Origin of the sequence: Sphingobacterium thalpophilum (genome assembly GCF_038396785.1) — a bacterium.
Classification (GTDB): domain Bacteria; phylum Bacteroidota; class Bacteroidia; order Sphingobacteriales; family Sphingobacteriaceae; genus Sphingobacterium; species Sphingobacterium thalpophilum_A.
Genome location: NZ_CP151087.1, coordinates 590,131 through 603,866, shown reverse-complemented (window position 1 = coordinate 603,866; position 13,736 = coordinate 590,131). Strand labels below are relative to the sequence as shown.

The following is a 13,736-nucleotide window of genomic DNA, read 5'->3' as shown; positions in this document are numbered from 1 at the left end:
GGATAAGTGCTATTCCATTTGAAATAATTAAGTTTGTGGTATAGCGCTTATAAAAAATGCAATCTCTTTATTTCTATTGGTTACTTGTCTGTTCCTTCGTGGGTACGGCTGTTTTCGGGCAATCGCTGGATTATCCCTCTTTTCGCAATATTTCCTTGGGAACGAATGCAAATACAGTCCACTCTTTTGCACAGGATAGCTTGGGGATGCTTTGGCTGGGAAGTAACAATGGGTTATTTAATTATGATGGCTATGCGCTGCAGCCGCTCACGGGGACCAAATCTCCTTTTCAGACTTTCGTTTACTGCATTGCACTGATCGATAATAAACATTTCGCATTGGGGACAGGGCAGGGGGTGCTGCTCTATAACTATCAGTTCGACCGATTTGAATCTTTTCCGGCAGGGGGACCTGGAGATGTCAGGTCTTTGCTCCTTGTTGGCGATACCTTGTGGATCGGTTCAATAAGTGGTTTGTATTGCTATAATACCAAGACACGTAAACTTATCGATTATCAGAATTTATTTCCAAAGAACAAATCAAAAACCGCCGTGTATGCACTGGAAAAGGTGGGCGATAGAATCTTAATCGGTACATATAATGGACTTTTTGAATTAAATCCATCGAAAAAAGATATTGTGCCTCTACCGCTCCCAGATTATAGGCCGGGTAGTAATCAATTTGTGAATTCTATATTCTCTATTCCGGAATCGGCAAGTACCTATGTGGGGACAGAATACGGCCTGTATCGCTATAATACGAAGAGCTATACGCTTCAGAAGACTCCGGTACTACAAAACCATCCCATCAAAGCGATGGCTTCCAAAGATTCCAACACCTTGCTTGTCGGTACGGATGATGGTCTTTTTACGTATCAGCTGGATCAGCAGTTGGTCAAACGGATCAAACATGATTCCCGCAATAGAAACTCGCTGGCCAATAACATCGTGTGGAGTATCTTTAAGGATCGGTCGGAAAATATCTGGCTGGGTACCGATCTGGGATTTTCCTTATGGTCTAACCGCAAGGTGGAAAAAATACTGCCGATCTATCAATTGACAGCGAGCAGCGATGGCAACCGTTTTTATAAAATTAACAAGGATCGCAATGGCTGGTATTGGTTGGGAGGCGATAATGGTTTAATCCGTGTACGTGGGCTGGACGACAAGAATACGGAAAGCAGCTGGTACCGTATGGATGCCAAGACCTATCGTCTGGCACACAACCGTATCCGGGATATATTTGAGGATCATACGGGATTGGTGTGGATAGCCTCAGACGGTGGCGTCAATGTGTTTGATGCACATACGAAACAGTTTAAAACCTTTACAATTGTCGATGCCAGTGGAAGACGAAATGCGAAATGGTCGTACGACATCTTGCAAGATGGACAGGATAATCTCTGGGTGGCCTCCTATATGGGGGGAATATTTTTCGTCAACCGAAGCCGTTTATTGGAGGCGACGGGCCCGGTCATAGCAAGCCGTAATTTCAGTAAAGCTGACGGTCTTCTGGAAGATTTTGCCAATCAGATCGTTGACAATGGAAGGGGGAAGATCTTAGCGCTGTTCTATAATAAGGGGATCAGTAGCATTGATGTGGCCACAGGGAAAATAACGGAGCTCAAAGACAGCGCTGGGCATGCATTGGATCAGGCGACCTTTATGCTGAAGGATGGACAGCATACGGTGTGGGTAGGGGAACATGGCGAATTGAGGCGTATTGCTCCGGACGGGAAAAATACATTGGTTCGTTTTGATCCTGTTGGTAAAGGAGAAGTAACTGCCATGGCCGAGGTCAAAGAAAACATCTGGCTGGCAACGAGTACTGGAGTGTGGCAGGTTAATAAGCAGAGTTTAAAAACGGAACTATTAAGATACGGGCAAAGGATATCCTCGATGTATTACGATAAAGAGCGGGAGGAAGTGGTGCTGGGCGGAATTGATGAGCTGGTCCTGTTGCCCGCGCAAAATGAGCAAGCGGATCTGGATGGTTCCAAAAAGATTGTGCTCACCGCAATGTATGTCAATAATGAACGTTTCGGTAATTACGACTATGGTTTACGGTATAAAAACGAGATTGCTTTGGCGCATGATCAGAATAACCTTCGGCTTGAATTTTCCGATTTGGATTATGGAAATTATTTAGGCTATCGCCTAGCTTATGCTTTTAAAGGAAAAAATGAAACCTGGATTCCGATGGAACGGGGTGATAACAAAGTGCTCCTGTCCAACTTAAGTTCGGGTAACTACGACCTTCAGTTGGCTAAAGTGGATGTCGCCGGTCATGTTGTGTCGAAGATTTATACCTACCATATTCAGATCCGTTATCCATGGTACGCAAGCTATTGGGCCAAAACTGCTTACGCCCTCATTGTTATTTTCCTGCTATTTTGGGTCGTCAATTTTTTCAGGGTTCGCAGTACGCTAAAATGGGAAAGGCGCGAACGGAGGAAGGTACTTGAGCTCACAAAGATGAAAATGGACTTCCTGACAGCTGTGTCGCATGAGCTTAAAACCCCGCTAAGTCTGATTTTGGCTCCTGTCAGCCAAATGATGCGGCAGACAAAAAACAGTGACAAAAAGAAGCAGTTGGACGGTGTTCATCGAAATGCCTTAAAAATAAGCCATCTCATTCAGGAATTAATGACTTTTGATCAGGTCGAGCAGCAGCAGACGCCCTTGCAGGGCTTGCTTACCTCTCAGGTGGATCTGGTCGCTTATAGCAGGCAAATTATCACTGACTGGCAGCAGGTACCTGAGTACAGTACCGTCCATATTGACTTTGTTGCCGATGTAGAGAGCTTTTTTATACAGACCGATGTAGCCAAATTGGGGTCGATTCTCAACAACCTCATTGCTAATGCCTGTAAGTATAATCGTCCGGAGGGTGGCGTGGAACTGCGGCTGAAAGTAATTGGTCCGGATGTCAAGCTTGTCGTTCGGGATACGGGAATTGGTATAGCACCTGAAGACCTACCTTATGTCTTCAGCAAATTCTATCGTTCTTCCCTGAAAGAAGTGAGTGCTGTACAGGGCACGGGCGTTGGTCTGTACCTGGTCAAAAGTTATTGTGAGCAGTTGGGCTGGAGCGTTGATATAGCGAGCGATCAAAAGGGCACAGCCGTAACGCTTAGTTGGAAACATGACCATGTAAACGATAAGGATGCGACCGATAGCATATCGGTAGGGGCTAAACGAAAGCTACTGATCGTCGAAGATAATGCCGAACTCGCTGATTTTTTACGAAATGCCATGCAGTCGCATTACGATTGCCGCATTGTGAGTGATGGTAGCGAGGGCTTTCGCTTGATCGACGGACATAGTTTTGTGCCCGACATTATTCTCACGGATGCTATGATGCCCAATATGGGGGGAATTGAAATGGTGAAAAAACTACGACAAAATATCGTGACGGCAACTATTCCGATCATTTTGCTGACAGCACAAGACGATGAGCTGATCAGACGCGAGTGGGTTGCCGTCGGCATAGATGCTTATATGGCGAAACCTTTTGATCTGGACTTGCTCCAGATACAGCTATTGCAGCTCTTGGATAGGAAAGATAAGATTGTCGCTCAGTTGCGTATCGACGAAATCAGTAAACCCACAGAAGCAATAGCTGTAAATTCACCGGATGAAAAATTCCTGACCAATGTGACACAGCTGATCGAAGAAAATTTGGACGATTCGGAATTTTCGGTACAGCGGCTCAGTGAGCTCACGGATGTCGCCGCCAGACAACTCTATCGTAAAATTAAGCAACTAACAGGCTATACACCGGTGGAGTATATACGCAGCATTCGTATCAAAAAAGCAGCGCTGTTATTACAGCAAAAAAAGTTTACAGTTTCCGAGGTGATGTATATGGTCGGATTCTCCAATGCTTCTTATTTCTCAAAATGCTTTCAATCGGAATTTGGGATGTCACCAAAGGTGTATATGGAGGGTTATTTGTAAATAACTGATTTTTAGTACTGTTTGTTGTGTTGGGTGGTTGAGGATGTCCAATTTGTGTTGTTCTTTGTCCGATATGTGGCCTTAAAAAATAATCACGTTTGATAGGTTTGTAAGAGTAATAACCAAAAAATTATAAATCGATACAATCCATGCGTGTAATTATTTTATGCTGCTTTGCTCTTTTGGGCTATGTCAATTCTTACGCTCAATCGAAGGCGATTAAAAAGATCCCTACAGTTTTTGTCGACCGTGAAGGTGTCATGCGCTGGTCCGACTCCAACGCTGAAGCTTCATTTTATGGCGTCAATTATACCGTTCCTTTTGCCCATGCCTTTCGGGCTTTGCACGATAAAGGCTTCGATCGAAAGCAGGCTATTGATCGCGACGTTTACCACTTCGCCCGTTTGGGATATAATGCTTATCGTATCCATATTTGGGATGTAGAAATCTCCGATAAAAATGGTAACCTGATCAACAATGAACACCTTGATCTATTGGACTATCTGTTCTTTAAACTTCAGGAAAGAGGAATTAGGATCCTGATTACGGGAATGACCAATTTTGGTAATGGTTATCCAGAAAGAAATATAAATACAGATGCATTTACGTATCATTATGACAAGTGTGCAGTTCATGCTAATCCACAGGCGATAGTTGCACAGGAAAAATACATTACCCAATTACTTCATCATGTCAACCCCTATACCGGAAATGCTTATCAGACGGATCCTTATATCATAGGCTTTGAAATAAATAATGAACCTTGCCATACAGGTGCCATTCAGACAACGTCGGACTATATCGGTCAAATGGTGAAGGCCATGAAGAAAAGTGGGAACAAAAAACCGATTTTCTACAATGTAAGTCATAATATGGAACATGTTAAGGCTTATTTTGATGCTGATATCCAAGGGACAACCTATCAATGGTATCCTGTGGGACTGGTTGCTGGACGGGAGCGCCAGGGGAATTTTCTTCCTTACATTGATCAGTACGATATCCCTTTTTCAAACTTGAAAGGCTTTGCCAACAAAGCGAAGGCGGTTTACGAATATGATCCTGCTGATAATCTCTACAGCTACATGCATCCCGCAATGAGCCGCACATTTCGTTCGGCGGGATTTCAGTGGATCACTCAGTTTGCTTACGATCCGATGGATATTGCAGCCTACAATACCGAATATCAGACACATTATCTCAATTTGGCTTATACCCCGGCAAAAGCACTGAGTACCATGATCGCTGCGGAGGTAGCTTATACGATACCAAGAAATAAAAAATTTGAACAGTATCCTCAAGACACCCTATTTGGCGATTTTAGCGTCAGTTATGAGCAGGATCTCTCCTTGATGAATGCGCAGGATAAGTATTTTTACACCAATAATACGACAGTAAGGCCTTTAAATCCAACGAAATTGCAACATATTGCCGGTCATGGTTCATCACCTGTGGTGGAGTACGGTGGATCCGGTGCTTATTTTTTAGATCGTCTGGAAGATGGTCTATGGCGTTTGGAGGTTATGCCGGATGCAGAAAAAATCGCTGATCCTTTTGCTAAGCCATCGCTCGATCGGGAGGTGGTACATATCCTGTATCGGTCACAGACGATCGATATTCGGATTCCTGATCTAGGTGACCTGTTTACCGTCCGGTCACTGGTAGGGAAAAATGACACCGATGAAGCTATTTCAGTCGCTAAAACAAGTTTTAGCGTTAATCCTGGAGTATATCTGTTAAAACGTAAGAATCTCCAGCTGAAAAATAGCTGGCTAGCTTCCTCGCCCTGGAAAAATGGCTATTTGGGCGAATATTACGCGCCAAAAACTGAAGCGCTGAAGCAGCCTTTATTGATACACCAGCAGCCCGAAATATTGGAAAAAGGGCGCTCTACCAAATTGCAGTTCCGTTATGTTTTTGAAAAACAGCCCGATTCCATTATTCTACAAACGGACCAGGTTTCGTTTTGGAAAGATCATAATCCCTACATCAAGTTGATCTCCAAAGATAACTGTACCTATGAAGCGGACATGCCGGCATCCTTATTAGTGGGCAATGAATTGAAATATACAGCTACTGTGTTTGTGGGTGGTGAAAAAATCACCTACCCAGACAATCAGAAGGGAGCCCCGCTGGATTGGAATTATCGTGTCAATAGTTATTGGACGGTGGGTTTAAATGAGCATCGTGCATCTATAGCGCTTTTTGAGTCCTTGTCCAAAGTGTCTTCTTTGGAAACTTTCGCTATTCCAGAAACGGCTTACATAACTGCGCAACGGGAGCATCATGATCTCAGTAAAGTTCCTTTTTGGACCTATACTTTTCATGCCAAGGATTCGGGGGTACAGTATTTTTGGGTAAAAGATATCAAATCGACAATTGCTGAACGGCCTGCGGGTATCGCTGCTGCCACAAAGCTCTGTATACTCTTGAAACATGAGGGTGGAAATCCGCTGCTGAATGCTGGGTTTGTGACAAAAAAAGGGTATACCTATGTGGATAATATAGCTATTGGGGCATCCGGCGAAACAGTGGTCCGTATGGATCTAGCCGACTTAAAACTCGTGCCTACGGCTTTGCTACCTGCTCCTTACCCTGTATTTCTTGAGCGGTTTTTTAAGCCCACGGTTCAGGTTCAATTTGACAAAAGGGATATCGAAAAACTAATCGTTTCAGGCGAAAAGATGGAGGGGGTGGCACTATCTATAGCTGCGATATGGCTCGAATAGCGATGCAGCTGCATAATTCCACGGATCATTAGGCCATGGATAATAATCCGTCAGGCTATAAAGATCAAGATTTGGAGCAGGATGACGACCTGAAAAAACGACGGCGTTTTTTAGGGGAATGCTTAATAAAGCGGTAAGGAATACAAAAAATATAATAAAGGGAAAGAAAACAATTATAAACACATCTAAATTTTAAACAATGAAGGGTTTTGCATTTAAAACAAGTTTATTGGGCTTGTCCTTGCTATCCTGTCTTGGGGAAACGCAGCTTTATGCTGCAACGAAAGGGGAAAGCAAGTGGATCAGGTCGATGCAACAACAGGATGTCCGTGGAGTGGTCCGCAACGAGCAAGGGCAGGTGATGGCAGGTGTTACAGTATTGGTGGCCGGAACTACGGTGGGCACTTCAACAGCGAGTGATGGCTCGTACCGTATCTCATTGCCCAAGGGTAAATCCCAACTTCTATTTTCTGTTGTAGGCTACAGTAGCCAAACCTTGACGGTGGTAGGGGGAACATCCGTGGATGTCAGTATGGTGCCTGCGGGAAATGTGCTGGAAGAGCTCGTCATCGTAGGTTACGGTAGCACAACAAAAAAGGATCTAACCGGTGCCGTAAATACGGTTGGAAGCAAGGATTTTAACAGTGGACTTGTCGGCTCTCCCGAACAGCTGATCAATGGAAAAACAGCTGGTGTGCAGGTGATGTCCAACAGCGGTTCTCCTTCTTCCGGGAGTACGATACGTATCCGTGGGGGAGCCTCCTTGAGTGCCAGCAACGATCCATTGATCGTATTGGATGGGGTACCGCTAGAGACTGGTGGTATTAGTGGCAATAGTGGCAATTTTCTAAGTCTGATCAACCCGAATGATATCGAAAGCATGACGGTGCTCAAAGATGCGTCATCGACAGCAATATATGGATCCCGAGCATCAAACGGGGTATTATTGATAACAACAAAGAAGGGTAAAGGAGATGCTTTACGGCTTTCTTTCTCTTCAATCGTGTCCATGCAGCAGGCTATGGGAGTGGCTGATATGATGTCGCGCGATGAATTTGCCTCGCTCATCAATACCAAAGGGAGCACTGCCCAAAAGGCATTATTGGGCAATGCCTCAACAGATTGGCTGTCTGAGGTTTTTCAGGATGCCATCGGGACGGATAATAACTTAAGTCTACAGGGAAAGATCGGTAAAACCTTGCCTTTTCGTACATCGGTGGGCTATTATAATCAGCAAGGGACTTTGCGTACCGACAAAACGGAGCGCGTGACGGGCGCTTTGGTATTAAATCCCACTTTTTTTAATAAACACCTGACCGTAAATTTAAATGTTAAAGGTGCCCATAACAACAACGGTTTTGCCAATACCGACGCGATATGGTCTGCTGTAGCGTTTAATCCTACGCAACCGATTTATTCTGGGGCAGATGCGTATGGTGGCTATTACGAGAGTTTGGATAATGCCGGTCTTCCGGCAACAGGTGCAAACCTCAATCCACTGGGATTGCTCAAGCAGGAAAAACACCGTAGTACAGTCAATAGAGCCGTGGGTAACCTTGACCTCGATTATAAATTCCATCTGCTGCCTGAATTGAAAGCGCACGTAACACTCGGATATGACTATGCCAAAGGGAATGGATCGAATCTTATTCCGGCAAGTGCGGCCAATAATTTTACGATCGGAGGCGCTTTTGACCGTTATGAACAGACGCTTAAAAATAAATTGTTTACAGGCTATCTAAACTATAATAAGTTCTTCCCGGAAATTAAAAGTACAATTGACGTGACAGCAGGCCACGATTATCAATATTGGAGTGCCCGACGGCCACCTATCGTATACTATAACGAAGCTGGTGATATACGCTCGACTGCTATTGCATCTGACGAAAGACATACCCTGATTTCCTGGTACGGACGGATCAACTACAATTACGATAGCCGTTATTTATTAACCGCTACGGTCCGTATGGATGGAACTTCCCGATTCAGCCCCGAAAATCGTTGGGGAACATTTCCGTCAGTCGCCTTGGCCTGGCGTCTTTCGCAGGAGTCTTTCATGAAAGGAATCTCTTTCCTGGACGATCTAAAGCTCCGTGCGAGTTACGGTGTTACAGGGCAGCAGGAAGGAATCGGAAATTACGAATATTTGCCGGTATACAATTTGGGAACAGCCTATGCACAGTATCGTTTCGGCGATCAGTACCATCTGGTGTATAGACCATCGGTTTACAATAGGGACTTACGCTGGGAAACGACCAAAGCATTTAACTACGGCCTGGATTTCGCTTTCTGGAAAAACAGGCTGTCTGGTGCAATTGACTATTACACAAGAAAAACACATGATCTATTGGCCAATGTGCCTGTAGCCGCAGGAACCAATTTTGATCAGAACGCGACTATCAACGTAGGTAATGTCGAAAGTAGTGGCTTCGAATTTCAACTGAATACCGTACCCATACAAAAGGATAATTTGCGCTGGGAAGTCAATTTCAATGCGACTAATCAGCATACAAAAGTAACCAATATAGCTTTGGTGCAGGATGCCAATGCCGTGGGAACTTATGTGGGACCGAATGTCAGTGGCCGTGGTATACAGATTCTGACAACGGGGCATCAGCCTTACATGTTTTATGTCTACAAACAGTTGTACAATGAGGCTGGCAAGCCGCTAGAAGGTGTATATGCGGATCTGAATGGTGATGGAGCGATCAACGAAAAAGACTTATACCGCTATCAATCGCCCGCGGCAAAATGGCTCTTTGGTTTCAATACGCAGTTAACTTACAAAAAATGGACAGCAGCAACGACACTACGCGCAAATTTGGGTAACTACGTATTCAATAATACCAAAATGAATCTTAGTGCTTGGGAAACAGTTCAATATGTGGATGCGTCGATCAACAACTTACATCGGGATTACTTGAATACCCAATTCCAGACCAGACAGTATTATTCGGATTATTACGTCGAAAATGCTTCCTTCCTTCGGATGGAAAACCTGTCGGTGAACTATAATTTTGGTCAGGTGGGTAAGATCTCCAATCTACGTGTGGGTGCGGTAGCTCAGAATGTTTTTATTGTGAGCAAATATAGCGGCATGGACCCTGAGGTTCCGAGTGGCTTCGACAGTTCGTTCTACCCACGCTCAAGAACTTTCTCCTTGAGTCTCAATATGGATTTTTAATGGCTCCCTCAAAAAAGAAAACTTATATAGCGATGAAAAATATAAAAAGATATTGTTTTGGATTGTTGAGTATAATCGCATTGCTACAATCCTGTACAAAAGACTTAAACCAGTATCCCACTGTAGAAACTACTTCGGAGTCGGTATACACCTCTGTGGATGGTTACCGGGCAGTACTTGCTAAATTGTATGCCTCATTTGCCGTTGCGGGCAATGGACGTGGTGATGCCGATCCGGATATGGCGGGCAGCACGGCCTCTTGGGGTTACCTTCGGGTGTACTTTAACTTGCAGGAGGTACCGACTGATGAAGTGATCTATACATGGGCCGGAGGCGACAATATGACCGATATCCAGTATATGACCTGGGGAGCTTCCGATACCTGGGTCAATGCCATGTATTATCGGATCTATTATACGGTAGCCATCTGTAATGAATTTCTACGGAATGCAACAACAGAGAAGCTGGCGACTTTTAGTTCGGCCGAGCAGACACAAATTTTGGAGTTTGCAGCCGAAGCGCGTTTTCTGCGTGCATTGGCCTATAGTCATGCCATGGACCTTTATGGGAACGTTCCTTTTGTGACTGAAAAGGACCCGGTTGCTGCATTTTTTCCACCACGGATGACAAGAGCTGATCTCTTTGCATTTATTGAAAAAGAATTGACTGAGATCGAGACGATCTTACCGGAAGCACGTCAAAATGAGTATGGCCGGGTAAGCCGTGCTGCGGCCTGGTCCCTATTGGCCAAAAATTATCTGAATGCGCAGGTCTATACGGGTACAGCACGAAATGCGGAATGTCTGAATTATGCTAAAAAAGTGATTGATGCTGGATATTCCTTAAATGCGAACTATAAGCAGGTATTTAATGCTGATAATGATAAACGGACCAATGAAATTATTTTCCCGATAGAGGCCGATGTAGCGCATACAACGACATGGGGTGCGACAACGTATCTTGTCAACGGCCCTATTGTTGGAAGCATGAAATCATCGGATTACGGTGTGCTTTCCGGCTGGAATAGTTTTCGTACACTTCGCGAATTTGTGGCACTCTTTCAGGTGGAAGACAAAAGAGGTGATTTTTGGAAAAACGGCCAGTCCCTAGATGTCGAAGACCCCGCTGCCTCGAGCCAGGGATATGGGCTTGTTAAGTTTACAAATTTGAAAGATGATGGCAGCTATACCACAGATGAAGGTTTGGTAAGTACTGATTTCCCGATGATCCGCTTGGCCGACGTGTATCTAATGTATGCTGAGGCTGTACTGCGCGGTGGCGGAGGAAGTATACAGGAAGCGATCAGGTTGGTAAACAGTATCCGTCAGCGGGGGTATGGTAATTCGGCCGGAGCCATTGACCAGGCGCAGCTAACACTGGATTTTATCCTAGCAGAACGCGGGCGTGAACTGTTTTGGGAGTGTACGCGTCGCACAGACCTGATTCGATTTGGGAAATTTAACGGTAGCGATTACCTCTGGCAATGGAAAGGCGGTGACATGAACGGCCGCTCTGTGGATGCAAAATTCAATCTGTATCCGATTCCAACCACTGATATGAGTGCTAACCCGAATTTGATCCAAAATCCTGGCTACTAGCGCTGGCTGGCATTAATAACTAAATCTATGGGGATATACGGCTATTTGAGCACACATGCTGCGGAGGGTATCCAGGTATTCCCAGATGGACTTTTAAAGATAATGATACCTATGAAACAATTAACACTCTATATCCTGGTGTTGCTTTTCGTTGCCTGTAAAAAGGAGGGCGGGACACCGGCTGTCAGTGGGATAAAACCTGCGGTATTGTACAGCAGTACAACAGAACTGGTCTTAAAATCTACTGACCGCAAGGCCGTGGCCCTGCAGCTTGTCTGGGATGAGGCGATTTTGGCCAGCGATGAACCAATGGCGCAGTCGGCTTTAAAAAATAAAATAGAAATTGCTGCTGATCCATCTTTTTCTGCTGTCACCAAAAGTATCGAGCAGGTAGCAAGCTCGCTCAGCTATACGCATGAACAATTGAATAACCTTGTCACGGGAATGGGATTTTTGCCCGATGAAAAGAACGTGTTTTATGTCCGTATTGCTTCACGATTGGGAACCAATACAGATTGGCTCTACAGTAATGTGATCGCCCTGACTGTGACCGCTTATCAGCCCGTGGAGGATGCTGCCTATCTCTACCTATCTAATAAAGAGTTTACGCAATTTCCATGGAAACTGTGTTCGAGAAAGGAAGATGGTTTTTATGACGGTTTTGTGCGTCTCGACCAATGGTATAATTTTTATTTAACCAATGCGGAAAGTGCGAGTGCACCGCTCATCTATGGTTCTTATCCCCTGGATGGTAGCCAATATATTTTGTATAGTGGAGCTGATCGCTGGAATTGCTGGACGAGTAAAGGTGGATACTTATACTTGACAGCCGATGTCAATAAGTTGGCCTGGAAAGAAACTTCCGTAGAATCCTTGACGGTAACGGGCGATTTTAATGGTTGGAGTGCGACAGCAACACCAATGGTATATGACCAGACGGCGAAGGTTTGGAAAGCAACCATCACGACAACGGCAGCCGAACAATGGGGAATTAAGGTATTGATCAATGGCAGCTGGACTTGGTTTTTTGGCGCAGCAGAGGGCGATGGAAACTGTGCTTTGTATACGGCCGATGGAACTGGCTTCGCTTATAATAAGATCGGTACACATACCTTGATTCTTGATCTAAGCGATCCAAAACAATTCAAATATCATGTGGAATAATATAGATAGGGACGGGGTCTTAAATGAAATAATCGGATGAAAAAAATAAAAATAATGTTGGCCCTGATAAGCTTGTGTTTGGGCTTATCTGGCTGCAACGACAAAGATAATCTTCAGGTGGATGTACCTAAAACACATTTGGCAAAAGGTGCGGACGTGAGCTGGATTACTGAAATGGAAGCCTCAGGTGTGCAATTTTTTAATGCAGGAGGCAGCGCAGTGGATGGGCTGAAAATCTTGCGTGGACTGGGCATGGATGCGGTACGATTGCGTGTTTGGGTAGATCCCCAACAAGGCTGGTGCAACAAGAATGACGTACTGGTGAAAGCTCGTCGGGCGCATCATCTGGGCATGCGTATTATGGTGGATTTTCATTACAGTGACACCTGGGCGGATCCGGGACAGCAGACAAAGCCTGCCGCATGGAAGAGCTTATCGTTTGATGGGTTAAAGAAGGCTGTTAGTGATCATACAACGGAGGTTCTTCAATTGCTAAAAGATAGCGGTATCTCACCTGAATGGGTGCAGGTCGGTAATGAAACGGGCAATGGGATGCTTTGGGAAGATGGAAAAGCCTCTGTCAGTATGGCTAATTATGCCACATTGAATAATGCCGGCTATGATGCGGTAAAAGCGGTGTTTCCGGAAGCAAAAGTGATCGTACATCTGCATAATGGATTTGACAATGACTTGTTTCGTTGGATGTTCGACGGTCTGAAAAACAACGGTGGGAAATGGGATGTAATTGGCATGTCACTTTATCCGACCCCAGAAAACTGGGAAGAGCGCAATGCGGCCTGCATCAGTAACATCAAAGATATGGTTGCTCGATACAATTCGGAAGTGATGATCTGCGAGGTGGGGATGAGCTGGGATGAAGCAGATAGTGCTGAAATATGGTTAAAGGATCTTTTCAACGCGGTCAATAGCGTGCCCGATCAGAAAGTACTGGGTATATTCTATTGGGAGCCTTTGGCGTATGGTGGGTGGAATGGCTATACCCTAGGCGCATTTGACAATAATGGGCGCCCAACAAAAGCATTGAATGCTTTTAAATAAAGTATATTTAAGCCGCTGAATGACAATGAAAAAAATGAACTGTAGA

At 44.8% G+C, this 13,736-nt stretch carries 6 protein-coding genes; all 6 read left to right on the top strand.

Going from position 1 to position 13,736, the window contains the following annotated elements; genetic code table 11:
- The first annotated feature begins 56 nt into the window (after positions 1-56).
- The 6 genes from AACH28_RS02790 (at position 57) to AACH28_RS02765 (ending at position 13,690) form a co-directional block, all read left to right on the top strand.
- The gene (locus AACH28_RS02790; protein WP_341832176.1) at positions 57-3,959 is read left to right on the top strand and encodes an ATP-binding protein; all 3,903 of its coding nucleotides are present in this window, start codon (positions 57-59) and stop codon (positions 3,957-3,959) included.
- A 149-nt stretch (positions 3,960-4,108) separates the two neighbouring features.
- Complete coding sequence (locus tag AACH28_RS02785) at positions 4,109-6,685, top strand: hypothetical protein (protein ID WP_341831646.1); 2,577 nt, start codon at positions 4,109-4,111, stop codon at positions 6,683-6,685.
- A 199-nt stretch (positions 6,686-6,884) separates the two neighbouring features.
- On the top strand, positions 6,885-9,869 hold the full coding sequence (locus AACH28_RS02780) for a SusC/RagA family TonB-linked outer membrane protein (protein ID WP_341831647.1): 2,985 nt from the start codon (positions 6,885-6,887) through the stop codon (positions 9,867-9,869).
- Positions 9,870-9,901: 32 nt separating this feature from the next.
- The gene (locus AACH28_RS02775; RefSeq protein WP_341831648.1) at positions 9,902-11,467 is read left to right on the top strand and encodes a RagB/SusD family nutrient uptake outer membrane protein; all 1,566 of its coding nucleotides are present in this window, start codon (positions 9,902-9,904) and stop codon (positions 11,465-11,467) included.
- 111 nt (positions 11,468-11,578) lie between these two features.
- Positions 11,579-12,631 (top strand): DUF5111 domain-containing protein, encoded by a 1,053-nt coding sequence (locus tag AACH28_RS02770; RefSeq protein ID WP_341832175.1) that lies wholly within the window; start codon positions 11,579-11,581, stop codon positions 12,629-12,631.
- Positions 12,632-12,667: 36 nt separating this feature from the next.
- Entirely contained in the window at positions 12,668-13,690 is a 1,023-nt protein-coding gene (locus tag AACH28_RS02765) for a glycosyl hydrolase 53 family protein (RefSeq protein WP_075993599.1), read from the top strand.
- The last annotated feature ends 46 nt before the right edge of the window (positions 13,691-13,736 follow it).

Bases quoted from the DNA above. Each gene is read 5' to 3' on its own strand.
- AACH28_RS02790 (WP_341832176.1), top strand. From the start codon at position 57: ATGCAATCTCTTTATTTCTATTGGTTACTTGTCTGTTCCTTCGTGGGT.
- AACH28_RS02785 (WP_341831646.1), top strand. From the start codon at position 4,109: ATGCGTGTAATTATTTTATGCTGCTTTGCTCTTTTGGGCTATGTCAAT.
- AACH28_RS02780 (WP_341831647.1), top strand. From the start codon at position 6,885: ATGAAGGGTTTTGCATTTAAAACAAGTTTATTGGGCTTGTCCTTGCTA.
- AACH28_RS02775 (WP_341831648.1), top strand. From the start codon at position 9,902: ATGAAAAATATAAAAAGATATTGTTTTGGATTGTTGAGTATAATCGCA.
- AACH28_RS02770 (WP_341832175.1), top strand. From the start codon at position 11,579: ATGAAACAATTAACACTCTATATCCTGGTGTTGCTTTTCGTTGCCTGT.
- AACH28_RS02765 (WP_075993599.1), top strand. From the start codon at position 12,668: ATGAAAAAAATAAAAATAATGTTGGCCCTGATAAGCTTGTGTTTGGGC.